Raw genomic sequence first — 25211 nt, 5'->3', positions numbered from 1 at the left:
CGCCACAAATTTAAATCTTCCACTAGCACCCTCATGGAGTGGGCACTACTCACTCCACTTCCTAAATTTTTCCCTCTCAACTCTTAAATTCTCAGTTCCTCGAGTCGTTATAGGGTGGGTAATACCCACTCTCTTTTCTATTTAAAAAAATCCCAAAAATTATTTTTATTTATTAAAAAAATGTTCTCCATGACGCGTAAACATGATAAAAATGGTTTTTATAAAAGTGGTCAGAGTATCTATAACCAAATACATTCATATAAGCCCAATCTCCTTGTAGAGACGCGATAAATCGCGTCTTGGATTTATCGTATTTTGAAAAACCAATTGTCTACTTTTTAAATCTGAATTACCAATAAAATTCAGTCTAAAAAAATCAAAACTAAAAATATCCACTTACCTCAAGAAATTACATTTAATCATGCTCATAAGCTACAGAAAGTCATGGTTGCCTGCGAATATAGGTCGTTATTTTTTGCTGGCGTTTACGACTTTTCTGTTAGTTACAGGCTGTAGCTCTCCAAGCACTCAAAGCAATAGTCCCCAAGTTGAGCCAACTATTGCAAGCTCAAAAAAATTAGAGGTTATCAATATTGGTCATCAAAGCGGTACACCAGGTTTGAACCTACTCAAAGCTCAGGGCTATTTGGAAAAGCGCTTTGCTGCTGATGGCATTGCTATCAAGTGGATAGAATTTCGGGGCGGCCCGCCAATGATGGAAGCAATGGCCGCAAACAGTGTTGATATTGGCAACGTTGGAAATCTACCACCGATTTTTGCTCAAGCTGGTGATAATCCAATTGTTTATGTTGCTGCAACTGGTTCCAACGCAGGCGCTCAAGCAGTTATTGTCCGTAAGGATTCACCAATCAAAACTATTGCGGAACTCAAGGGTAAGAAAGTTGCGATCCAAAAAGGAACAGCTCTGCAATATTTGCTTTTGAAAGCTATAGCAAGTGCCGGATTAACTCTCAATGATATTCAACCTGTTTACCTGACTATTCCAGAAAGTCAGGTTGCTTTTGAAAGTGCCAGGGTTGATGTTTTACCTACTAGCGATCCGTTTTATGCTCGGAAAGAGCGAGCAAATGAAATACGAGTTTTAGCCAAAGGTTCTGATGTCGCTCCTCAAAGAGCCTACTATATCGCTACACGCAATTTTGCTGAAAATCACCCCGACTTAGTGAAGGTAATTTTGGAAGAACAAAGAAAAGTAGAAGAATGGGCTAAAGCTAATCCCAATGAAGTTGCTAATTTATTGGCAGCACAAACTAGACAAGAACCAGGAGTCTGGAAATGGGCTTTAGAAAGGCGACCGATCTTAGGGGTATTTGATATAACTGATGAATTTGTCGCCGAACAACAGCAGGTAGTTGAACTTTTCTACAGTCAAAAGCTGATTCCTAAAACTTTTCAAATCAAAGATGCAGTATGGAAACCTAAAAGTTGATTTATTAAAAGAGAATTCAGAATGGGCTACGCCCCACTGCGCTAACAGAATTCAGGATTAACCAAGCTCTTCTCTCTTCTTATGAGAGTTCTTGTGATTATTTCATTCGGAATTAATCATAATCGTTTCAACCACCGATCGAGGAATAAAAATAACAACCCATGCCAGCTTTAAAAGGAAAGTTTGAATTCAGGAAAAACCAGAGAACAACGCGTCGTTCGTTGTTGTTTGCTTTGGGCTACTGCTTAATGCTATCGACAGTCTTATCGAGTTGTGGTGAAGCCAAAAATAACACTCAGCAGTCATCAGCTTCCCCTGAGTCTGTAGCTGCATCTAGCACTACACAGAAGTCAACTGAGAAGCAAGTAGTACGGATTGTACGTTCAAAACAACTTTCTGCTTTAGCAGTTTTAGAAAAACAGGGTTCCTTAGAAAAGCGATTAGAGCCTCTGGGTTTTAAAGTACAGTGGCCTGAGTTTGCGGCTGGGCCACAACAGCTAGAAGCATTGAATGCCAATGGACTGGATATCGCATCTACAGCCGAATCGCCTCCTGTATTTTCACAAGCAGCCGGAGCGCCTCTTGTTTATCTAGCTACTACACGCCCCAGTGGTAAAGCTATTTCACTTTTAGTTCCTGTCAACTCTCCGATTAAAAGTGTTGCCGATTTGAAAGGTAAAAAAGTAGCTTTCCAGAAAGCTTCTATCGGCCACTACTTATTAGTTAAAGCGTTAGAAGATGCAGGACTAAAACTGAGCGATGTCCAATCAGTTTTTTTAGCGCCGCCAGATGCAAATGCGGCATTTAGTCAGAACAAAGTGGATGCTTGGTATATTTGGGAGCCATTCGCTACCAGAAATGTACAAAATAAAATAGCTCGTGTTTTAGCCGATGGTGGGAAGTTACGGGATACTGGCAATTTTTATTCAACTTCACGCCAATTTTATCAGGCTCATCCTGATGTTATCAAAGTGTTTCTAGAGGAACTTGAAAAGGCAGAAATCTGGACTAAGGATCATCCCAAAGAAGTAGCACAACTACTTGCTCCTGTAACTCAACTAGATCCACCAACTCTAGAAATAATGCATAAAAAATATGACTATGGGTTGCTACCAATCACTGATAAAACTATTACTAAGCAACAGGAAGTTGCAGATAAGTGGTATAGCTTAGGGCTTATCCCCAAGAAGGTGAATGTTAAGGACGGGTTTTTGACACCCGAAGAATACGCCAAAATTACTCCTTCAGAGGTTTTAGCGAATAAGTAGTCATCCCCAAGAAGAAACTAAAACATAGGAGAATATTATGTCTACCTCGACTTTGACCAAAGTTAAAATTAGGTCTATTGATGCTCCTTTGGGAGCCATAGTTACCGATCTGGATGCCAGTCAACCGATCGCACCTGAAGTCATATTACAACTTAAGGAAGCTCTGCGCGATCGCCACATTTTAATCTTCAAAGACCAAAAGCTCTCCGATAAAGAACTTTTGAACTTTTCTCTATACTTTGGCGCACTCTTTGTACCATCTGATGAAACTCCAGTATTGGCTTCTAAACCAGGAGAAACTCCGGTAGTGATTCCAATTTCCAATGTCGATGGTGGCTATACTGGTACTGGAGAATTAACTTTCCATTCCGATCACAAATGGACTCCTACTCCATCTAGTGGTTCGCTTCTTTATGCGTTGGAAATACCAACTCATGGTGGAGATACTTATTGGCTAAATACCAATTTAGCCTATGAGGCATTAGATGAAGCCACCAAAGAACGGATTGCAGATTTGTAGTTAATTACCTATAATCCATTTTTGCAAGATCGGAATGCACCCCGCTCTTTGTATCGTTTAGACAAAACTATTCCTTTAATCAGTCCGATCTTTCCCCATCCTTTAGTTAGGACACATCCAGAAAGTGGTAAAAAGCATCTTTACTTAGATGCTGCGACAGAAGTGGAAATTGTCGGGTTAGAGCCGGAAGAAGGATCTAAACTGATTGAACAGTTGAGACAACATCTAACTCAACCCAAGTTTTACTACGAACACAAATGGTCAGTTGGTGATATTGTCTACTGGGATAATCAAGCTACCTTGCATTACCGTCAAGCATTTGATCCAAATGAGCGACGAGTATTAAAGCGGGTTAGCCTTGCAGGTAGTCGTCCATTTTAGGATTTATAGCTCAGAAGATTAAGCTAATGGGCATTTGATTCTATATATTCTTAAGGCAGTCAAGAGTCAAGAGTTATTCTAGATTCTTGACTGATTAAACTTGTCTAAATATCATAGTATATGCTGATAAACAGAAATCATAAAAATCTTTCTTTTTTATTTTAAAACAAGTGTTTATGAATACTTTATTTTAAAACTAAGTTTGATAATATCTAAACTGAAATTGAGAGTTAATAGCACTCATTAAAAGCGCTACAACGAAAATTATTAAATTTAAATAGAAAAAATATTATGGCACTTTTCAAATTTTTGCAAAGTCTCATTTTGTCTATCAATAAGCCGCAACAATCAAAAACAAGCAAGACAAAGATAGTATATAAGCATAGCCTAAATACTAAACCTATAAAAGCAAAATATAAAATTGAGAATAAACATATATCTAAGACGTTCTCTTCGAGACGCTGCGCGTAGCTTGCTTCTCTGTAAGAGTATGCTGATGTTTTTATATCAGTAGTTAATTAAAAATTGAGGTGCAAAAATGTTTAATAATTTTGTGAAACCTAAGACAACAATAATCAGTAAGATAGCCTTATTTGTAATACCTGGTTTTGTAGCTTTATCTACTACTTTAATCAGTTGTACGTCAACTGTATCTAACACAAATACAGGAACTGAACCGAAAGCAGAACCAGCAGGGGCTAAGACTATAACTTTTAAAACAAAATTACTGCGAATAGGATATCAAAGCTCTGGTGATTTAGTTAGAGTCAGAGGAGTTTTAGAAAAACGTTTGGAGCCTTTGGGCTTGAAAGTAGAGTGGTCACAATTTGCTCAAGGGCCACAACTTATGGAGGCGATGAATGTGGGCAAAATTGACATTGGCTCAGTTGGAGAAACGCCTCCGATCTTTGCCCAAGCTGCGGGTGCAAAAATCATCTACTTAGCTGGGAGAAGACTTGGCCCTAATTCTGGTAAAGGTAGTGCGATCGCAGTTCCGAAAGGTTCTCCAATTAAGACTTTAGCTGATATCAAAGGTCAAAAAGTAGTCTTTCAAAAAGGTTCTGCTTCTCACTATTTTATCATCCAAGCCTTAAAAGAAGTAGGTTTAAAATATAGTGATATTCAAGTTTTGAGTATGCCCAATGTCGAAGCCCGTGGTGCATTTATTCAGGGCACTATTCCAGTTTGGGTAACTGGCGATCCTCATTTAGCTTTGGTAGAAAAACTCCACGGTGCGCGTGTGCTGAGAGATGCAACCAATATAGGTACTCCCGGCGGATACTATGTAGGAACACGAGAATTTGCTAAGGAAAATCCCGAATTAGTTCGCATCATTTTAGAAGAAATTGATAAAAATGGTCAATGGGCAGAAGCGAATCGTAAAGAAGTCGCCAAACTCATAGCACCTGTACTCAAAATTGATTTACCCATTCAGGAAGTAATTTCTAGCCGTGCTACTTATCGCTTAAGAGGAATTACCCCAGAACTAATGCAAGCCCAGCAAAGCGTTGCTGATTTGTTCTATAACGAAAAAATCTTACCCAAAAAGATTGATGTTAAAGAAGCATTGCTCACGCCTCAAGAATATGCAGCTATTACTCCACCGACACTGATAAGTGAAAAGTAGAGAATAATCAAACATGAAGTTTGTTTTTTTAAACAAACTAGAATACCAATTTACTAAATGCACTAGGAGATTTGTTGAATTAGCATAATCTCAATTTTTCACCATAATTTGGTGTTCTAGGAGGTTTAAATCATAGCTTCCTATAATCTTACTTGCTTTTGAAAGTAAGACTGACAACCTAAAAGCTAAAACTTCCGAGGAAAATCATAACTGATGAACAAGTCATTTCAACCACAACGCCGTACAGCCTTAAAGCGTATTTTCCAATATTCAGCATTGGGACTGTTTACTTTATTATCTCCCTTTGCAGGTAGCCTTGTGCAAACCACCCAAGCGCTGCCAAATGCTAAAGTAATTAACTTAGCTTATCAAAGTTCTGGCGATCTTGTAAAATCCAAAAAAGTTGTTGAGCCGCGTTTCAAAGCATTGGGTGTAACCGTGAATTGGGTTGGGCCATTTGCAGCAGGGCCGCAATTGATAGATGCGCTGAATAAAGGCCAGGTGGATATCGGTAATGTCGGAGAGACACCTCCAATATTTGACCAAGCTGCACGCCCAGGTATCATTCCTGAAGTTGTCTATCTGACTGGACGCACGCCCAGCGATGGTAGCAACCAAGGTATTGTAGTGAAAGCTAATTCTCCCATTAAGAAAGTAGCGGATCTTAAAGGCAAGAAAATTGCTTTTCAAGTAGGTTCTAATGCACAGTATTTACTAGCGAAAGCTTTGAAAGAGGTAGGGTTAAAAGTTAGCGATATTCAAGTCGTTGCTTTGACTCCACCTCAAGCCCGTGACGCCTTTATTCAAAACAAAGCTGACGCCTGGGTGGGTAGCGATCCCCTTTTAGCTGCTGTGGAAAAAGATATCCCGATTCGGATTCTGAGAAATGCAGCAAGAATTAACACTCTTGGTGGATTTTATATTGGCAGGCGGGGATTTATCACCCAAAATCCGCAATTGGTGCGAGTGTTTTTAGAGGAAGCACAGAAGGTAGGTGAGCAGGCTGAAAAAAACCCAAGCGATTATGCCAAAATTTTAGTTGATGAACAGAAATTAGATCCATCAGTTGCACAAAAGGTGGCAAGCCGTCGTACTTATAAATTGAGAAGACTGACACCTGCTATCATTGCCGAACAGCAGAGCGTTGCTGATTTTTATTTTCAAGAAAGAATCATCCCGGTTAAGATTGATGTCAAACAAGCAATTCTTGCTCCTCTAGTATATAAGGCTATCCTTCCTGACAATATCAAGTAACGGTAAGCAGGTAGAGGCAGATTTATTCAGCTTTTAACTTGGCTGGCTCTATTGGTTTGGCAAGATGCTTGTGAAATCATGCTGAAAATATTTTTTTCCGTTAATTTCTCCAGCATTTGGATGAAAGTAACTAATACACTGTAGCAGAAGTTTGCCTAACTTTAACAAGGGGCTTAACAAGTTGCTCAACCAACTTGTTAAGCCTATTGTCTGGTTAATTGAGATGGATGGTAGGTGGATTAGCAAAAACAGAGGAAGGAACAAGCGATCGCAAATATTTTTACAGATATGATTTAGAACTGAAGGTAGAGGCAGGTTTATTCAGCGATTAAGTTGGCGATCGCATCTATTAATTCGCTTGGCTCTACTGGTTTAGCAATATGCTTGTTAAATCCGGCTCTTAGTACCTGTTGAGCGTTCATTTCTCCAGCATAGGCGGTAAGTGCGATCGCGCGAATTTGACCTCCCTGCTCTGCTGGCAGTGTTCTCAACTGTCGCATAAACATACATCCATCCACTTCTGGCATTCCAATATCACTTAAAAGTATATCTGGCAAGGATTGGGCTAAAGTAGCTAAGGCTTCATTGGCTGATGTTACTGCTGTCACATTTGCCCCATACTGCTCTAGTAAGAAGACAATAAATTCTCGCGTATCTGTATCATCATCCACTACTAAAATTTTCACACCATTCAAATTTGAAGATGGCTCAGAATTGCTACTATCTTGTTTAATCTCTAATTGATTTGGGATTAACGGTAATCTTACAGTAAAAGTTGCCCCCCGATCTTCGCCCTCACTTTCTACCTGGACTGTGCCGCCATGCAGTTCGACTAAGTGACGAACGATCGCTAATCCTAACCCCAATCCACCAAATTTTCTGGTGGTGCTGCTATTCTCTTGGCGAAAATATTCAAACACATAAGGCAGAAAATTAGGGTCGATGCCTTTCCCTGTGTCGCTGACTTGAATCAGTGCTGAGTTATGAGTGCTGGGTGCTGAGTTAACATTAGAACATGATGATAGTCGAATATCAACCCGTCCGCCTTCTGGTGTAAATTTAACCGCATTTGAGAGCAAGTTCCAAACGATTTGCTGCAATCGGTTGGAGTCTCCCAAAACTTGTCCCAAATTTGGTTCCAGGCTGATGTGCATCTCTATTGATTTAGCTTCTGCTGATAGCCGCACTGTCTCCATTGCTGCCGAAATCACAGATGTCAGATCAACTGGGTAGATATTCAAGCTGATTTTACCTTGTAAAATCCGGGAGATATCCAGTAAATCTTCAATTAGTTGAGCCTGTAACTTCGCATTTCGCTCAATAGTCTTCAGCGCTTGAGGAATCGTCTTTTCATCAAGTTTTTTGGTTTGGAGTAACTTAGACCAACCTAAAATTGGGTTGAGTGGCGAGCGCAATTCATGAGAAAGTACTGCCAGAAACTCGTCTTTAATCCGGTTGGCGTTTTCTGCTGCTTTCCGGGCGGTTTGCTCTGCCTCGTATAAACGGGCACGTTCCATCGCTTGAGCGCACTGCTGTGCTAGTGCCAGCATAAAGGCTCGATCGTCTTGATTAAACTGCTGAATTTCGGTAAAAGCTAGAGACATTCCACCTATAGCTCGTCCCTCGATGATCAATGGAATCGAAATCCAAGCGCCATAGTTGGACTGAGCGTATTCTTTGGCAAGATTTGCGTAACCAGCAATCCTCGCTGTTGTCGGCTCTTGCCAAATAGGCTGCTTAGTTCTTACTGCTTCTGCCAGTGGTGCAGAAGCATTAATCGAGAATCGACGCCAGGAATCTACTATTTCTTTTTGCCCGCCAACAGTTTGGACAATTTCTAATTCAGTGCCGCTTTGAGTCAGTAGGGCGACAAAAACAGAACTAGCTCCCAATGCTGCCATACCTTGCTCTACAATTACTTCAGCAACTTGTGTCGGAGTTAGAGATTCAGAAAGTGCAGCGGTAATCGCTTGCAGACGGGTAGTGCGAGATGCTGCGTGTAAAGCGGCCTGTTGAGATTGCTGTGCTTCTCTGTAGAGTCGGGCATTATCAACGGCTACGGCAGCACGACAAGCCAACTCCTCAGCTAACATCAGGCTTTTGGTGTTGTAGCGACGACCTGAACAAGAGACTAAAGTCATCGCTCCCAACACCCGTCCCCGAACTATCAGCGGTACACTCATGCCAGATGTCGGATTTAGTTCTTGCAGGATTTTGAAGTGACTGGCGTTGTGGGTTAACCCTTGCATCTGTTCATCAGAAACAAAATGAGTAATTTGTGATTTGCCCGTCCGTATTACCTTCGCAACACCTGCTGTTTGTGCCAAATCAGGCGGATAATTTTGTAACTGTTCTACCAATTCTTGTTTCGCTGGATTGGCATGGGCTGCTGCAAGCCGACGAACTAATTGATTCTCACTAATAATATCAACTAAGCACCAATCAGCTATTTCCGGCACTGCTAAACGCGTCAAACCTGCTAGAGTTGTCTCGTAGTCTAATGATGCAGCCAAAATCCCACTAGCCTCAGCTAAGAAACGCTGCTCCTCTTCTACCTGTTTGCGCTTAGTAATATCTCGCGAAGACGCTTGCATTTCTAAAATTTCTTGAGTTTGGCGATCGCGGATCGCTCGAATAGTTGTTTCCAACCAGATATAATGTCCCTCTTGGTGACGGGCACGGTGAGTAATGGTATAAATATCTGGTAAATCGGCATTGACTGGGTAATTATTGGCAATCTCTGCCAAATCGTCTGGGTGAACTAACTCCTGGCTGTGATGACCAACTAGTTCCTCTGGTTGATATCCCAGCACTGTGTAGCAAGCTGGTGAAACGTACAGAATAATTCCATCTACTCTAAGGCGGGAAATAATATCAGTTGAATTTTCAGCCAGCAGCCGAAAACACGCCTCACTGTCGCGCAATTTGGCTTCAGCTTGTTTGCGATCGGTAATATCGACGCACATTCCCACCCATTCGCGGATTTCGCCTATTTCATCGAGTATCGGCACACCGCGTATATTCATATAACGGTATTCGCCGTCATGCCGTAGAACACGATACTCAGCAACTGCAACACTGCGTGTAGGAAACGCCTGTTGCCAAATTTCCACCATCGATGAACGATCTTCTGGGTGCAGTGCCTCAATCCAACCCCATCCTTTATATTGTTCGAGACTTTGCCCTGTGAAGGCCTCCCAAGTTGGAATATCATCAACAACATTGCCCCAAGGTGCTGCCCTCCAGACAATGGATGCGCTGGCCTCTGCCAGTGAACGGTAGCGTGCTTCACTATCGCGCAGCGCAACTTGCTGTTCGCTCAAATATTGCTGCAAATCAGTAACCTCTTGAGCTTTCAGGTTCTCACTCATTTTAAAAGTATTTGGCTAAAAGCGACTCACCGGGTTCTCCCATCTGCTGTAATAGTTCTGCAATTTGTTTCATCGCCAGTGGCGAAGGTTGTGTATGTCGATTTTCCCATCGATTTATGGTGTGGAAGCAAACCCCTAATATCATAGCCAGTTTTACCTGTGTCAATTTAAGACGTTGCCGAGTTTCACGAACCAACTGTGCAATTCTTGGCTGTTCGATTGCTGGCATAAGCTAAATATATTTTGATTTTTCTCATGCAATATAGCAGATGCTATAGCTCTAGCTGCACCCATCTAAGGTTATAAGAAGAGGCAGGGGAGCAATGGGAAGAAGATCGCCTATAAGGGGCGGGGCTTATACCGAAAATCATTTTTCTCCTCTGCCCCTCTGCATTCTTGTAAGTTGGTGATTATGTATTACATCAACTATTATGCAAGCTATTTAAGCTAGTAATAGAATTGTTTCAATTCAGGGGATAAAGATATGAAGGTTTGGCTTGCCTGTTTTTTGGTGCTGTTTGCCTTAGCGGAACTGTTTGACTGGTTGCAAGAATTTAATCTGCCATTACCTATCTATATTTTGGGTGGCGCTTTTTTAGCTGTTGCTTCTAACTATGATAAAATTGTTGGTTCCTATTTTGATGATTCAAGCATTGAAGCATCACTTGAACAACCTCAGTTAGATTCACTAACTCCATCTACTAATCCGATTTCTTTCCCAATTACCAGTTCTGTTGAAGATATTCAAACATCTCAAACAGATGATTAGTGCTTGTCTGATTCTATGGTTGACGCTGGACGTAAGCTTGCTTTAAAAGTAGGAATACGTCAAAGTCTCTAAATAGCAAGTAAATTGCTACATTAATAGGAGCTTCAGGTTAACTAGCTTTTAACCTAGATTCCGAAAATTGACTTCTGCGCCTGCAACATCTACCCAATTCAGGCTACCGCCTCAATGTCGTGTTTAGTGGACTATTAGAAAAACTGCGTGTACCTTTTGTCAAAGTTCAGGATTCCCGTGTAACTTCTAAGAGCAAAAGCTGGCTGCAAATTATTTTTGTTACCAGTGTTGGAGTTACCGCTTTTATCTGGGGAGTTCGGGAACTCCAATGGTTAGAGCCTTGGGAGTTAAGAGTTTATGACCAGATGTTGCGATCGCGGCAAGCAGAAGCACCCGATCGGCGGATTTTGCTAGTTAAAATTACTGATAAAGATATCAAACGCGAGAAATGGCCTCTATCAGATCGGACAATCAACCAGCTATTAAAGAAAATAGAGTCTTATCAACCGCGAATTGTTGGTTTATATCTTTTCCGACCAGAAGACAATAATTTGGCGGCTAATCTCCAAAATCAAGATAACATTGTCACTACCTGTTTGTTCAGTAGCTTGGGTAGAGATGAAATTCCCCCGCCGCCGAATGCCCCTATAGATAATGTTGGCTTTAGCGATGTGGTTGCTGATAATGAAAACGACCAAATTCTCCGCCGCACTTTATTATTTGCTAACTCTACAGACAAGAAATGTACAACATCATTTGCATTTGGTGCATTAATTGCAATTAATTATCTAGACAAACAAGGCATTAAATACGATTTCACTAACAAAGGAGATTTTCTGTTAGGTAAAACCCTGTTTGCGCCTTTACAACCTAATTCTGCTGGGTACCAACATTTGGATGCACAGGGCTATCAAATATTATTAAATTACCGTCACCCCAATAGCCTCGCCAACCAAGTAAGCCTCACAGATGTTCTTAGTGGGCAAGTCAACCCCAGTTTATTCAAAGACCGTCTGGTAATTATTGGCACTACAGCGGCTAATATCCCTCCAGGTGGCTTTTATACGCCCTACAGCGCTTTGCCAGATCAACCAGCCAGAATGCCTGCTCTATTTATTCATGCACAGATAGCAAGTCAACTCATTAGTACAGTGTTGGATGGGCGACCCTTGATTTGGTATTGGCCAAACTGGGCGGAACTTATTTGGATATGGGGCTGGTCGCTATTAGGTGGTGTTTTAGTATGGCGGTGGCAAAATCCACTGCTTTTGCTAGTGGTGGGAGCGATAACTCTATTTGGCTTAGTAGTAATCTGCATTGCTTTGTTTTTGCAAGCTGGATGGGTGCCGTTAATCCCTTCTGCTCTTGCTTTGGTAATTAGTAGTATCTGTGTAATTGCTTATACTAGCTACCAAAATCAACAGCAAACTCAAGTGATTGTTCTGCAAGTTGAAAAACAACAAGAAGCGATCGCCCAATTAAATGTACTCTTAGAAGATAAAACAGCAATTCCCGACTCGTCTGTTGACTTTCCTCCCCCAATTGATTCACCAGAAATAAAATCAGGTGATTTGCTTTTGAGTGGACGCTACAAAATCTCTAAAACTCTTGGTGCAGGTGGATTTGGTCGGACTTATTTAGCACAGGATACTCAACGACCCGGTAATCCTACTTGTGTAGTTAAAAAGTTAATGCCAGCCCGTCAAGATACACGATTTTTGCAAGTCGCTCGTAGGTTGTTTCATAGTGAAGCTGAAATTTTAGAAATTTTGGGTAAACATCATCAGATTCCTGAACTACTTGCTTATTTTGAAGATAACCAAGAATTTTATTTAATTCAACAATATATTGAGGGACATACCCTAAGCGAAGAATTACCACCTGTACAAAATGTGCAAAACGAATTATTTGTGATGGAAATGCTCAAACAAGTTTTAGAAGTCCTAGAATTTGTTCATCAACATCGAGTGATTCATCGCGATCTCAAACCGACTAATATTATTAGATGCGCTCAAAATAGTCGCTTGGTATTGATTGACTTTGGTGCTGTCAAATTGATGCAACCGCCGAGTAGTGAGCAAACAGAATTAGCCACAGTAGCCATCGGAACGCGAGGTTATGCACCTCCAGAACAATTTGCCGGTCATCCCCGTTTATGCAGTGACATTTATGCTTTAGGAATGATTGCTATTCAAGCCATAACTGGGATACCACCGCAAGAACTCTACCCACATCCAGAAACAGGGAATGTGATGTGGCGGCAAACTGTGCAAGTGAGTGAAGAATTAGGGGCAATTTTAGATAAGATGGTTTGCTATCATTTTAGCGATCGCTATCAATCAGCCACCGCAGTTTTACAAGATTTGAAACGTTTTTCAACTAAATGAACTGGTAACTGGGGATTAGGCACTAGGACACATACAGTAGATTTCAAGTTGGTGAGGTACACACTCCTGAATTCTCAATTCTGAATTCTGCTGTATTAATTTACTTCTAGCGCTCCTAAAGTTTTTAAAGTTACTACCTCTGCTTCAGTCAACCCTGTCACCCTAGTAATAATCATGCCTTCATAAGTGCGGCTGGTTTCAACGTTTGTTGAGAATCTGGACTCACCGCAACTGCCCAAACACTGTTTGAGTATGCCTTGTTCCCGCGCCCTCTTATCTCCTTATCCCATTCCCCATGCCTAAAAACTTCATCCTCTTGTGGATGGGGTTTTTCATTTTGGAGCTTTCTAACTAGTCTGCCAAGTTTATCCTCAAGCTGATCGGCAGAGCCAAGGGTTATTCGTAGTTGATTTAAAATAGGTCTTACAATCAGATGAATTTGACTATCGTGGATGTAGTCTTTTGCTTGGGCTTGCATCGAAGCATAAGTCAGGAGATATTGCGGTGATTCTGTTACGATTTCCTCGCAGACTTGCTCAATCAAGCACTTTGTCATATATTCCATCACCACAGGTTGCTGTGTGAACCCTCCAGTATTGCTTTCTATCAAGCTACGCCAGCGTAAAGATTCGAGGACTGAGATTAACTTAGGCTTAGGCAATATTGGTGTAAAAGCTGTTTGCAATTCTGTCGAGGAAAGCTTGCCCCGATTAATTGCCAGCCAGTACATCACTTGCTGCTCAGACGTGGAGAGTCTTTTGAATTGTTGTTCTAGAAGATTGCCAATGCCTTGAAATACGGTTGTGCCTTCAGCAAAGAAGCAGGCGATGTTACCTTCATGTAAGTCCCGAATGGAAGTGGCGGCAATTTTCAAAGCTAGGGGATTACCACCGTAACATTCAACCAGTTTGCGGGTTTCGTCCTCGGAGCCTGATAGCCCTTTGAGTTTCAGAATTGTTTGCCCGGCTGCGACTTCTAATCCTGATAAAGCAAGGGTACGGACTGGCAAACCATCACCTTCCAAGGCAGCGACTTCAGTAGGTTTTTCCCGGCTGGTGAGCAGGACAGAGCTTTGATGCCCAGTTTCTCCTAATCGCCACAGAAGTTCACCGTAGGGTTCGTAGCCCTCACGATAACAGCCTGTCCCTTTACCTTGCTCCAATAATGTGTCGAAATTATCCAGAATCAGCAAGCATCGATATTTGCGGAAATACTCGATTAAACAAGTAATTTGCTCATAGGGGGAAGCAGGCAATGTGGTAACTTGTTGATGAGAAAGGATTTTGATGCACTCCGTCACCTTGTCGTAAAAAAAAGGTGCGTGTCGGAGCGATCGCCAAATCACATATTCAAATTCTCCCTGCAATTGTTCTGCTAATTTCACCGAGAGCGCGGTTTTGCCCATGCCACCCATACCTAATAGTGTGACTACACGAGCGCGATCTCTCACAATCCATTGGCTGAGGGTTTCTAATTCTGTAGTACGTCCATAGAACTGGGAAACGTCGATTGCTTCCCCCCAATTTGTATAGTTGGTAAAGGGTTGAAAGTGTTGTCGCTGTGCGGTTCGCTTCAGCACTCCTTGCAGGTTATTTTTGGTAACTTTTTCGCCCAAAGCTTGAGAGAGCGATCGCCATAATTCCGAGCCAACGTCTTTGATGTGACCGGGGTCATAAGTGACTGCTCGCGCCATTTCGAGATAAGTTTTCCCTTCCCAAGCGTAGCGAAATACAATCTCTTGCGCTCTCGTTAAGCGTCCTCGTTCCAATAATTGCTCAACTATTGCGATCGCTTCTTCAACCGTCATGTCTTTCAGTAGTAATACAGGCTCACTACAATATTCACACTATAAACTTGATTTTTTGTAAAAAGTTTACGTAAATCTACGAAAAAGAACCCGACCTTTTCCCGATCTTTTCCCGACCTTTTCCGACCGACAAACTTGATACTAGCCCTTTAATATCTATGTAAGATCAAAGCGATCGAGAATGTAACCAAATTATTGAGGGCAAAGACATGGCTTTTTATTTCGGCACAAGTGGAAATGATTATCAAAACTACACTGGTTCAGAAAGTTATTTTGCCTATGCTTATGAGGGAAATGATACCATCTATGGCAATACTAACAATGATTACCTCTATGGCTATAGTGGCAATGACTACCTATATGGTTACACAGGTAACGACGTTTTATACGGAGACTCGGGTAGTGACAATTTATATGGCGGATCTGGTAGCGATACTTTATACGGTTCTAGCTCAACTGCCTACAACAGTTATGAATATGATGTCTTAAGTGGTGGCGATGGCTACGATAGGTTTGTTTTAGGTACATCCTATGGTGGAAACTATTATCAGGGAAGTGGCTACGCTACGATACAAGACTACAATCCTGCAAATGACTATATCCAACTAAAAGGAAGTGCAAGTTCTTTTTATCTTGGTACTGGAGATTATGAGGGAACTAGTGACCTTGATACACTTATATATCAGAATAATGGTGACTTGTTAGCAGTAGTTCAAGATCAGACTGGTATACAGTTAACCAGCTATTATTTTAGCTTTGTCTAGTCCTACTACAGTTGGGAAATAACTCTACAGTTACAAATCTTTGATGACTTTAGAGCAACGCAATTTTAGCTCGCTCTTCAGCTTTATTTATCTGAATTTACACTCTTGTATTTACAACCAAGGAAGTTAAAAATCCACTTGCCAGGGGAGCATTCCAATTGTGGAAAAAAGTTTGATCACCCTCATTCTCTAATCCAGTCTCCTAAGAGGGTGTTTGAAAAGTATCATTGCTCACATCTGAGCCTCAAAAACCTAACCTCCCTAGCCCCCATTCCCTACAAGTGAATGGGGGTTTCAAATTCAAAGCCTTTTGACATTTAAAAATTTGCCTACGGGGAAGCAAGCACACATTTTTCTGGTTTTCAGTATAAAAAATCGCCCCCTGAATTCAGGAGGCGGATCACCAAGGTGGTGTAGAGACGCGAACTTCGCGTCTCTTGTTTTAACTAGCAACGTATTCTTTGACATTGGCACGACGGCGACGCAGATGAGCCAAGGCTTGATGCTCTAACTGACGAACACGTTCGCGGCTGAGATTCAATCTCTCACCGACTTTCGCCAATGACATTTCATTACCATCTTCTAAACCAAAGCGCAGGGCTACAACTTCTCGCTGTTGCGGCGTTAGTTCTGCTAGCAGATTGTTCAAGTCTTGGCGTAAGAATTCCTGGTTGGTGTAATACTCTGGTGATGGGCCATCATCTTCGAGCATTTCTTGCAACTCAGTATCCTGGTTTTCACCAACTCGCACATCCAAAGAAACTGGTTGACGAGCCATATTCAGGTATTCGCGAATCTGAGCAGGTTCTAGTTCTAGTGCTTTGGCAATTTCGGCTGGAGTCGGCGATCGCCCCAAGGTTTGAGCCAACTCGCGCTGCACTTTTTTGATTTTGTTCAGTTTCTCGGTAATGTGGATCGGTAAGCGGATGGTACGACCTTGTTGAGCGATCGCACGAGTAATTGCTTGGCGAATCCACCAGTAAGCGTAAGTTGAGAACTTATAACCCCTCATCGGGTCAAATTTCTCCACACCCCGCTCTAATCCCAGTGTTCCTTCCTGGATTAAATCCAGAAACTCCATATTCCGCTTTTGATACTTTTTAGCAATAGCAACAACCAAGCGCAAATTCGCTTCGATCATTTTTTGCTTTGCCCGCTTACCTTGCGCCACTGTTTGTTGCACATCGGTTTCCGATTGTTGAACGTGAGCGGCCCACTCTGAAATATCTGGTTCGCGTTGCAACTTCTTCGCCAAAGCTTCCTTGGCGTCGATGAGTGTCATCATTTGTTGCACTTGCTTTCCAAAGACAATTTCTTGTTCGCGGGTTAGCAGTGGTACACGACCAATTTCTCGCAGATAGGTTCGCACCATATCAGCCGTGAATTTGGTGTTGAGGTTTTCGGTTTGGGTATTGACAGTAGGCATTGGTGCGATGTCCTCTACTTCGTAAAGATAATGTATGTTTTATTACTAAAATGGATGGGAAAAAGTAGTACATCTATCACGAAATGTAGGGAGCTACCAAAAGAAATTAATTGATACAGCCGTTGTCAAGACGGTCAGCCCCCAATGATAGGTTCCCCTACCTTCCCTAAATTTTCAATCTTTTATAAGCACGCTGGTTATTTTTGAGAATTATTCTCTTGGACAGTTACTAACACCGAGCGGTAAATCCGAAGTCGGTATGAGTTCTACTTAACTTATGATACGATAAATCAGGCAAATAGTAAACTATCTTAAGATAAAACCTATCATTATAATTCAAAAGCAGTCGTTATAGAAAAAAAAATTTAAATTTCCTTGAAATTACTGACTACATCTATAGTGACGCCAAAAACCCCTCTTCTGTTGCCAAAAACTAGCCGGATAACCGAACTTAATTTGCTGTGACAATGGAGGGATGTCAGCCCCTTCTCTGCGAGACGCTACGCGAACGGGGAATTCAAAATTCAAAATTCAAAATTAATAATCCCCATAAATAAATTTAGAGGCTTGTATCATAAGTGTTCTTCGGTCACGAATTAGTCATTAGTCACTTGTACTGAGCGTAGTCATTGGCAGAGCCTCTCCAAGAGTTGTATTGGTCATTTGCAAAGGACATAGACGCACCAGCGGCTTCCCGCAGGGTAGGACAAATGACAAATGACAAATCTAAAATCCAAGGTCAGCTTTGGCTAGTTCAGCAGCGGCGAATACTTCTGCGTCAGGTTTTTCTTCCCAGGCTGGCTCACCAATTTCTGCATAAAAAGTTGCGTCGTAAGGTCGGGTACGTACTACTACTGGCATAGGCACAGCATGACCCAATATTAAAGCTTGTTGTTTCGAGTCTAGCTTTGCCAATACCGATCGCAGTCCGCTACCACCAGATACACCTGTAAAAATCGCGTCAATGTCTTTTTCATCATTCAGCAAAGCAGTAATACGAGTCCCAATTTGCGACATAACTTCATTATCTATCCCTGACGGGCGTTGATCAACTACCAAAAGTGTGACAAAATACTTTCGCAGTTCGCGGGCAATAGTCCCAAAGATAGTACTTTGGACGATAGCTGGGTCAAGGAAACGGTGCGCCTCTTCAATGGTAATCATCAATGGCGTTGGGCGATCGCAAGGATTTTTGCTTTGCAGAAATTTGTCTGCTTTTTTGACGTAATGCTCATGAATACGTCGGGTGATCATATTCGTCACCAGCATATAAGAGAGCATATTAGACTGGGAGCCAAATTCTATCACAACATTCTTCCCAGATTCCAGGCATTGCACAATTTTACTAATATAATTCTGGGGGCAAACTGCTCGCATATACTTCAAGCTATCCATCCGCAAGAGTTTGCGCTGCAATGCCATAATCGAGCCTTTGTGTCCGCGCTTCTCGTCGCAGAACATCTCGATTTCTTCGTTAGTCATATTCAACAACTGGACAATCCAAGACTTGCCAAATTCGCTGTACAGAATATTGGCGTTATCTAAGGCTGCGTCAGAGAGTCCTAAATCTCGGCTACATAACTTAATATCTTCAACTTCTATTTGCTCATAGCTCAAATAAAGTTCTTGAGCATCACGCACACCACGGCGCTTTGTCGATTCTGGGTCGAGGGTGTAAACTTCCACTTTACTAGGAAAAAGTTGCTTTAAACCTTTAACCGTATTGACATTCTTACCTTCTGCAACGGCTTCCCACCCATACTCGGAGTGCATATCAAAAATCAAGTTAACTGCCGCATTTTTACGGATAACGCCAGCTAAAAGTAACCGTGTGAGAAAGGATTTCCCAGTACCAGATTTCCCAAAAACCCCATTACTCCGTTCCACAAAGCGATTTAAATCGATGCAAACGGGTACATCCATATCCAAAGGTTTCCCGATGGAAAAGTTACGCCTTTGGGGGTCATCTTCCCAACCAAATACCCGGCGAAAATCGTCAACACTTGCTTCGTAAACTTGACTAAAGTGACTAGGAATAGTTTTAACAGGCAACAATTCCATTGTCGTGCTGGTTTGTGGCACAAATGAAGCCAAACCCGTCACCGATGGGAGGAAAGGATTTGCCGATTTACCATTTGTTGGGGAGAAAGATTCTTCAGTTTCGGGAGTGAACATCAACATCGGCGCGAGGTTGATAGTACCGTAAGTACCACTTCCGGCTAAAACGTCTCGTAAAAAAGTGTCTTCCCAACTGGGGGGATTAGCAATAATTCGGGCATTAGCAGCTCCTAATGCTACATCTGTCAGCATACAAAAAAAACGCGATCGCATCCCTTGCACAACAAGAAACTTACCCACCCGCATATCTTCTACAGAAATGTCAGGATGCAATCGGACTTCTAAACCTTCAGTTAGAGAACCTTGAATGACCGAACCTAATGGCTGTGCCGAATTCATCTGATTAGTCATTTGTCATTTGTCATGTGTCATTGGTCATTGGTCATTGGTCATTTGTCATTTGTTTTTCTTCTCCATCCCCTATGCCCTATGCCCTATGCCCAATTCCCCATGTCCAATTATCTAATCAATCTGAATCGAAGTTGGCGCACTTCCCGTTGATGGAGTGGTACTAATTAAAGGTTTGCGGAATTGGGCGTAAAGGCGATCGCGCCAGGTGAAGAATGGTTCATAATCTATATTCTCGGCAAAGATTGGCAATCCTTTGCCTCTGATAGAAGCTGGTAAATCTAGATAGGGCCCAGAGGGGAACTTGAGTAATATCGATAATCCAGCCACCGCTAAGTCAGCTAAAGTCGGCTCATCTCCTGTTAAATAGGGACTATCTGCCAATAATAACGTTAAGGCTTCCAAGTCTTGTTTTAAAGATGCGATCGCTGACTGTATCACATCTGGGCTGTAACCTACCCCAAAACCCAATACCGTCAGTAAGTCAGTAGGTACTCCTTGCACCAGACTTTTAAATATATCTGGTGTTGAGGTGGGTAATAAAGACTTACGGAAATTTTGATCTTGACTTACGGCTGCAAATAGTGCTTTGCGACCTTTGATGCCTATGGACTCATCCGCCCATTCTTCTATTAATAAAGTTAAACCCCGTTGTTTAGAATCTTGCGGTATTATGGGGCGATCGGGATACTCTAAGTCTAAATACTTAGCTATTTCCGTAGAATCCGCAATATATTTATTACGATCCTTTAATACAGGCACTTGTCTTTGACCAGTCAGCCGGAACAGTTCTACCTGTCCTATCCCAGGCGTAACCTCTATTTTGCGGTAATCTAGTCCTTTAAAATCTAGAATTAGGCGCACTTTCTCTGAGTATTGAGAGAGTTCCCATTGGTATAATTCCAGCATGTGTTCTATCTCTTGTAACTGGTCAACTTATTAACTTTACAATTGTATCTTTAGTTTAAGTAATTTTTATTGGTATTAGTTGGTTTGCTGTCTATTTAATTGACATTAGGGTTTAATCGATGCCTGATTTTTGGCAAAATTATCTATTAAAAAAATATTGTTTTCTGATTGATGACAATCTCAAATAATTAAGTAATTTAATTCAGGATATAAATAAACTCAACCCCTCATTCCTGGGTCTTCAACAGTTACTTCAATTTTTGTCAGCCTTAGTCTACGTTAAAAGATTTCGGTAATTAATTTCTCTGCTTTTTCTGAATAATCAATGGTTAATTCTGAAATATAGCTTTCTTCTCTATGTAATTCAGGATTCATAAATCAACTATTAGTTTACGTACAAGCTTGTATATAAATTGTCTTTGTAAGTATAATTTTTCTCCACTTATAACTTGTAGAGGTGAGATGTTCATACTTTCTGAGAATTTATGTTACACCGAGTGGGATTTTTAAATTTTCGTGTGATAGAGAAAATTTGCTCAATTTACATGAAATATATGGTAGATATATTTCATACTTGTCAACGCGAATCGAGGTTAAATATTTTACCTCACTAGCACAAACTCTTCTAGAGAAAAATCTTACTTCCCTCTTGAGTTAGATTTTGTGCATAGCAAAATGTTATAAATCTTTATGTAATGTGTGGACAAAAAGAAAAACAAAATTTATGAAGACAAATTACAGCAAATTGCTGACCACGTTGGCAGGCATAGCAGGATTTACTAGTTTCAGCGTCCTCATTACTTTACCATCTGATGCGAAAGAGGTACTAAATCCTAACCCCAGTATTTTCAACGAAGCTCCCTATAACCAAGGTCAACGCCTTCAAGCAAACACTCAATACACACCTGCCGAAACCGTTTCCCAAATAGAAAAGGGCAATACCAAACGCAAACCAGTAGCACAGAAAAGTGGTGGAACGGTAAATCCCAGACCAAGTATTTTCAACGAGCCTCCCTATAACCGTGGTGGTGGTAGTGTTACACCTAGTGAACCTACACCCGTCACCCCAGGTACTACCCCAGAAACTCAACCTACCAAACCATCTACAACTCCACCAGGACCAGGGGCTAGTGACAACAAAGGCAAAAACTTGTTAGCCTTGGCAGAGTCAAACGCTTCCTTTACCACCTTGACCAAGGCTTTGAAAGCAGCAGGATTGACCGGAGCTTTGCAAGGCAAAGATAACTTAACTATTTTCGCACCCACAGATGCAGCTTTTGCTAAGTTACCAGCAGATGCTTTGCAAGAATTGTTAAAGCCAGCTAACAAAGAAGTATTGCTCAAGATTTTAACTTATCATGTGGTGGCTGGTAAGGTATTGTCTACTGACTTAAAGTCTGGCGAAGTTAAAAGTCTCGAAGGTGGCGCAATCAACGTTAAAGTCGATCCTGCTACTGGTGTAACTGTCAATGATGCTAAAGTGACACAGGCAGATATCACAGGTAGTAACGGCGTAATCCACGCAATCGATCAGGTGATTTTACCTCCTGACTTGTAGTTGTAAGGTATCAGCACAACTGGCAACATAACTAGATTGGCATAAAATATTAATACGTTAAAATTCCGTTCAGATGTTAGTTTTGGACGGTTTTTTTGTTTGCAGTCAGCTTTTGATCTTTATCTTGCATTTCTAAAAGTTCAGGAATAGTAACAAACCTATAGCCCTGTTTCCGAAAGTTGGCAATAATTTCTGGTAAAGCTTGCACAGTTTTAGAGCGATTACCACCACCATCATGCATTAGCACAATACCACCTGGCTTGGCCCTCCTAAACACATTATTAATTAATTTTGGTACAGCAGGACGTGAGTAGTCTACAGAGTCAGATGACCAGCGAATGATGGCATATTTGCTATTTCTAGCGTAACTAGCCACCCCATTGTGCATGATTCCCCCTGGTGGTCGAAATAAATTTGTTTTAATGCCTGTCACTTGATAAATCAAGTCTGCTGTGTGGTCAATTTCATAGGCAGCTGCTTGTGGATTTAAGAATTGATACCAATGATGCCAAGTGTGATTACCAATTACATGACCCTCAGCAATCTCCCGCTTTACTAAGCCTGGATAATTCTTTACGTTTTGCCCAATGAGAAAAAATGTCCCTTTAATCTGATTTTTTTTGAGAATATCAAGTACTTGTCCGGTACTTTCAGTCCATGGCCCATCATCAAAGGTGAGCGCAATTACTTTCTGTTGGGGAGTCAATTTTGCCGCATCAACTATTGCCCCTTGAAAACGCTGTGGCACTGTATATGAAAAACCTTTTGTTTGTACTTGTTGCTGCCAACTTCTAAGCATCGTCGCTTTTAGTTCTTCAATCTGCTGCTGAATTCCAACTTTGCTTGGTTGATTGTTTACATTTATATTCTCTATACTTTGAGCATTAGAGGAGCTTGACTTAATAAGCATCATTGTGCTGGCACTCACACTCCCACTCAAGACAAGCAACGTAACTAATATTTTTTGCAGACCAAAAAATGACTTATTGTCGTCCACTTCATAGCTCCTTCCATGTCTAACCGTCTTTTTTTTCACAATACTTATGGCAGCTTTTTCTACTCTGTAAGCTTTGCCATACAAGCTACAGTCATCACTGGTATATTTTTTTAAGTTAGCTCCAACCCTGACTCTGAAAAAATACCTTACCCGATGAATAATCTAATATCTATAAGCAAAATCCTCACCATAAAGGTGAGCACCTTCTTACGCATTAATTTTTGTAATCTATGGGGTATGAGGGGAATTTCGAGAACTGCAAAAGGCAAGTAAAATAATTTGTAATTAAGTTAAGTTTTGCAACGGAGATCCAGACAAGAGCCACAAAACTTGAGACTTCTTAGTTGCCAGGGACTTACCCCCCTATAATTTATTAATCCTGCCTCATTTAACTATGAATCTTAATGTAGGCTAAATATTGCATATTCTCTTGACGAAGCCATTGCGAAATGATGACGAAGATGTGACCTTTCTTGAGTAATAACGGTAGAGAGCAAACCTGTTAAAAAATTTCTTTTATCCCCAACAGCGTCAGAGGATTGAACACCATTAACTGCTGAAAATTCTGCAAATAATGCTTTAGAGTAAGTCCGAAAATTCTGCACGCTTGTTTCTGTCTCAAAAAAGGGACTTCCTATAAATCATCCATTTTGTAGGGCAAGATGCCTACCCCACAAGATATAACAGGATGATTTTTATTTGGAAATCCCTTACCCTTAAAAGGTTACAGGCTAGACATTACATCCCGTGCAACTGCTAAAGTCTGCTCAATGTCTTCTTCTGTGTGAGCAAAAGATGTAAACCCAGCTTCAAATTGAGAAGGTGCTAAGTAAACACCACGCTCTAACATCCCGCGATGGAAGCGTCCGAATTTAGCTGTATCAGACTTTTTCGCATCTTCGTAGTTATGAACTGGCCCGGCGGTAAAGAATAAGCCGAACATGGCGCTGATTTGACCCCCACAAGCTGCATGACCAGTTTCTTTGGCAATTTGCAGCAAACCATCTGCTAGCTTTTTAGTAATCCGCTCAAGAGACTCGTAAGTACCTGGCTTTTGCAGCAATTCTAAAGTCTTAATACCAGCAGTCATCGCTAAAGGATTACCAGAAAGAGTCCCAGCTTGATATACGGGGCCGGCGGGCGCAACCATTGACATAATATCTCGACGACCACCATAAGCCCCTACTGGCAAACCACCACCAATCACCTTACCCAAGGTTGTTAAATCGGGAGTGACGCCAAATTTTTCTTGAGCGCCACCGTAAGCAATGCGGAAGCCCGTCATCACTTCGTCAAATACCAATAACGCTCCATACTCGTGAGTTAGTTCCCGTAACCCTTCTAGGAAGCCAGCGTCAGGCGCAATAAATCCAGCATTGCCGACGACTGGCTCAAGAATAACACCGGCAATCTCGTCGCGGTTTTCTTCAAATAAAGCTTTAACGGCTTCTAAGTCATTGAAAGGCGCAGTTAGAGTGGTGCTAGTTGCTAATTTAGGTACTCCTGGTGAGTCTGGCAAACCAAGTGTAGCAACACCAGAACCCGCTTTTACTAGAAACGCATCGGCGTGTCCGTGGTAGCAACCTTCAAATTTGATGATTTTCTCCCGGTTGGTGAAAGCCCGCATCAGTCGCAAAACTCCCATACAGGCTTCAGTTCCAGAGTTGACAAATCTGACCATTTCGATGCTAGGAACGGCATCGATGACCATTTCTGCCAAAACATTTTCTAGGACTGAGGGAGCGCCAAAACTGGTGCCTTTTTCTAAAGCTTCATGCAACGCTGCAATTACTTCTGGATGAGCATGACCACAAATAGCTGGGCCCCAAGTGCCTACATAGTCTATGTATTTATTGCCATCTACATCCCAAATATACGCGCCTTTGACACGATCAAAAACGATGGGTTGTCCGCCCACAGATTTAAAGGCACGAACTGGAGAACTGACTCCTCCGGGCATGAGGTTTTGAGCAGCGGCGAAGACTTCTTGTGATTTTGTTGTTTTAATTGTGGTATTTACCAAAGTTCTCTCCTAACAGTGGGCAATAAAACGCTCTATCTTAGAATAGGGTCAAACACTGCTTAGAATTTCTATCCTATAAAATTAGCGGAACCAAAAAAATAACATTATGTTATGCAAGTCCAATGAAGACTTGACTTGAGATATTTAATTCAAAAAAACATACCAGCTGCCCTATTCTGAATGGTATCGTGAATCCATAAATTATTCTCATTAGAGCAAACT

Annotated in this window: 16 protein-coding genes and 1 pseudogene; 9 read left to right on the top strand and 8 right to left on the bottom strand. The window is 41.5% G+C overall.

The features are described 5' to 3' along the window. Positions 1-448: 448 nt before the first annotated feature. The 5 genes and pseudogenes from HWQ42_RS13845 to HWQ42_RS13825 all read left to right on the top strand — a co-directional run bounded on the left by HWQ42_RS13845 (position 449) and on the right by HWQ42_RS13825 (position 6500). The gene (locus HWQ42_RS13845; RefSeq protein WP_292812876.1) at positions 449-1450 is read left to right on the top strand and encodes an aliphatic sulfonate ABC transporter substrate-binding protein; all 1002 of its coding nucleotides are present in this window, start codon (positions 449-451) and stop codon (positions 1448-1450) included. Positions 1451-1611: 161 nt separating this feature from the next. Then, positions 1612-2718, top strand: coding sequence for an aliphatic sulfonate ABC transporter substrate-binding protein (locus HWQ42_RS13840; RefSeq protein ID WP_292741356.1), 1107 nt, complete (start codon positions 1612-1614; stop codon positions 2716-2718). 37 nt (positions 2719-2755) lie between these two features. Then, positions 2756-3619, top strand: a pseudogene (locus HWQ42_RS13835) (TauD/TfdA dioxygenase family protein). Between the two features lie 538 nt (positions 3620-4157). Further along, complete coding sequence (locus tag HWQ42_RS13830; protein ID WP_292812874.1) at positions 4158-5246, top strand: sulfonate ABC transporter substrate-binding protein; 1089 nt, start codon at positions 4158-4160, stop codon at positions 5244-5246. Between the two features lie 213 nt (positions 5247-5459). After that, entirely contained in the window at positions 5460-6500 is a 1041-nt protein-coding gene (locus HWQ42_RS13825; RefSeq protein ID WP_292812872.1) for an aliphatic sulfonate ABC transporter substrate-binding protein, read from the top strand. A gap of 317 nt (positions 6501-6817) precedes the next feature. Here HWQ42_RS13825 and HWQ42_RS13820 read toward each other — a convergent pair whose 3' ends face one another. Together HWQ42_RS13820 and HWQ42_RS13815 are read right to left on the bottom strand one after the other, a co-directional pair. Further along, on the bottom strand, positions 6818-9871 hold the full coding sequence (locus HWQ42_RS13820; RefSeq protein WP_292812870.1) for a PAS domain S-box protein: 3054 nt from the start codon (positions 9869-9871) through the stop codon (positions 6818-6820). Between the two features lies 1 nt (position 9872). Next, positions 9873-10100 (bottom strand): helix-turn-helix transcriptional regulator, encoded by a 228-nt coding sequence (locus HWQ42_RS13815; protein ID WP_292741346.1) that lies wholly within the window; start codon positions 10098-10100, stop codon positions 9873-9875. A 255-nt stretch (positions 10101-10355) separates the two neighbouring features. Between HWQ42_RS13815 and HWQ42_RS13810 the strand changes: the two genes are divergently transcribed. Together HWQ42_RS13810 and HWQ42_RS13805 are read left to right on the top strand one after the other, a co-directional pair. After that, positions 10356-10640 (top strand): hypothetical protein, encoded by a 285-nt coding sequence (locus tag HWQ42_RS13810; RefSeq protein WP_292812869.1) that lies wholly within the window; start codon positions 10356-10358, stop codon positions 10638-10640. A gap of 191 nt (positions 10641-10831) precedes the next feature. Further along, on the top strand, positions 10832-13039 hold the full coding sequence (locus tag HWQ42_RS13805; RefSeq protein WP_292812867.1) for a CHASE2 domain-containing serine/threonine-protein kinase: 2208 nt from the start codon (positions 10832-10834) through the stop codon (positions 13037-13039). 172 nt (positions 13040-13211) lie between these two features. Here the strand turns inward: HWQ42_RS13805 and HWQ42_RS13800 are convergent, their stop codons facing one another. Beyond that, the gene (locus HWQ42_RS13800; protein ID WP_292812865.1) at positions 13212-14846 is read right to left on the bottom strand and encodes an NB-ARC domain-containing protein; all 1635 of its coding nucleotides are present in this window, start codon (positions 14844-14846) and stop codon (positions 13212-13214) included. Positions 14847-15055: 209 nt separating this feature from the next. Between HWQ42_RS13800 and HWQ42_RS13795 the strand changes: the two genes are divergently transcribed. Then, positions 15056-15610, top strand: a complete 555-nt coding sequence (locus HWQ42_RS13795; protein WP_292812863.1) for a hypothetical protein — start codon at positions 15056-15058, stop codon at positions 15608-15610. A gap of 442 nt (positions 15611-16052) precedes the next feature. On the opposite strand, the gene HWQ42_RS13790 is transcribed toward HWQ42_RS13795, so the two are convergent. The 3 genes from HWQ42_RS13790 to HWQ42_RS13780 all read right to left on the bottom strand — a co-directional run bounded on the left by HWQ42_RS13790 (position 16053) and on the right by HWQ42_RS13780 (position 20411). After that, positions 16053-17036 (bottom strand): RNA polymerase sigma factor, RpoD/SigA family, encoded by a 984-nt coding sequence (locus tag HWQ42_RS13790; RefSeq protein ID WP_292741336.1) that lies wholly within the window; start codon positions 17034-17036, stop codon positions 16053-16055. 726 nt (positions 17037-17762) lie between these two features. Next, positions 17763-19493 carry an ATP-binding protein gene (locus HWQ42_RS13785; protein ID WP_292741558.1) on the bottom strand — a complete coding sequence of 577 codons (1731 nt, stop codon included), beginning with the start codon at positions 19491-19493 and terminating at the stop codon, positions 17763-17765. Between the two features lie 123 nt (positions 19494-19616). Further along, positions 19617-20411: a glutathione S-transferase family protein gene (locus HWQ42_RS13780; RefSeq protein WP_292741334.1), complete on the bottom strand. Its 795-nt coding sequence runs from the start codon at positions 20409-20411 to the stop codon at positions 19617-19619. Positions 20412-21135: 724 nt separating this feature from the next. Between HWQ42_RS13780 and HWQ42_RS13775 the strand changes: the two genes are divergently transcribed. Continuing rightward, the gene (locus HWQ42_RS13775) at positions 21136-21969 is read left to right on the top strand and encodes a fasciclin domain-containing protein (RefSeq protein WP_292812861.1); all 834 of its coding nucleotides are present in this window, start codon (positions 21136-21138) and stop codon (positions 21967-21969) included. A 76-nt stretch (positions 21970-22045) separates the two neighbouring features. On the opposite strand, the gene HWQ42_RS13770 is transcribed toward HWQ42_RS13775, so the two are convergent. Both HWQ42_RS13770 and hemL read right to left on the bottom strand, forming a co-directional pair. Beyond that, positions 22046-22966, bottom strand: a complete 921-nt coding sequence (locus HWQ42_RS13770; protein WP_292812859.1) for a polysaccharide deacetylase family protein — start codon at positions 22964-22966, stop codon at positions 22046-22048. Between the two features lie 724 nt (positions 22967-23690). Further along, positions 23691-24989: a glutamate-1-semialdehyde 2,1-aminomutase gene (gene hemL / locus HWQ42_RS13765; RefSeq protein ID WP_292741328.1), complete on the bottom strand. Its 1299-nt coding sequence runs from the start codon at positions 24987-24989 to the stop codon at positions 23691-23693. Positions 24990-25211: the final 222 nt, after the last annotated feature.

It is taken from the genome of Nostoc sp. JL23 (assembly GCF_017115065.1).
Lineage (GTDB): Bacteria > Cyanobacteriota > Cyanobacteriia > Cyanobacteriales > Nostocaceae > Nostoc > Nostoc punctiforme_A.
This window is presented reverse-complemented; position numbering and strand designations above follow the sequence as displayed.

Bases quoted from the DNA above. Each gene is read 5' to 3' on its own strand.
- HWQ42_RS13780 (WP_292741334.1), bottom strand. From the start codon at position 20,411: ATGCTGGAATTATACCAATGGGAACTCTCTCAATACTCAGAGAAAGTG.
- HWQ42_RS13820 (WP_292812870.1), bottom strand. From the start codon at position 9,871: ATGAGTGAGAACCTGAAAGCTCAAGAGGTTACTGATTTGCAGCAATAT.
- HWQ42_RS13810 (WP_292812869.1), top strand. From the start codon at position 10,356: ATGAAGGTTTGGCTTGCCTGTTTTTTGGTGCTGTTTGCCTTAGCGGAA.
- HWQ42_RS13815 (WP_292741346.1), bottom strand. From the start codon at position 10,100: ATGCCAGCAATCGAACAGCCAAGAATTGCACAGTTGGTTCGTGAAACT.
- HWQ42_RS13825 (WP_292812872.1), top strand. From the start codon at position 5,460: ATGAACAAGTCATTTCAACCACAACGCCGTACAGCCTTAAAGCGTATT.
- HWQ42_RS13775 (WP_292812861.1), top strand. From the start codon at position 21,136: ATGAAGACAAATTACAGCAAATTGCTGACCACGTTGGCAGGCATAGCA.
- HWQ42_RS13830 (WP_292812874.1), top strand. From the start codon at position 4,158: ATGTTTAATAATTTTGTGAAACCTAAGACAACAATAATCAGTAAGATA.
- HWQ42_RS13790 (WP_292741336.1), bottom strand. From the start codon at position 17,036: ATGCCTACTGTCAATACCCAAACCGAAAACCTCAACACCAAATTCACG.
- HWQ42_RS13795 (WP_292812863.1), top strand. From the start codon at position 15,056: ATGGCTTTTTATTTCGGCACAAGTGGAAATGATTATCAAAACTACACT.
- HWQ42_RS13800 (WP_292812865.1), bottom strand. From the start codon at position 14,846: ATGACGGTTGAAGAAGCGATCGCAATAGTTGAGCAATTATTGGAACGA.
- HWQ42_RS13840 (WP_292741356.1), top strand. From the start codon at position 1,612: ATGCCAGCTTTAAAAGGAAAGTTTGAATTCAGGAAAAACCAGAGAACA.
- HWQ42_RS13785 (WP_292741558.1), bottom strand. From the start codon at position 19,493: ATGAATTCGGCACAGCCATTAGGTTCGGTCATTCAAGGTTCTCTAACT.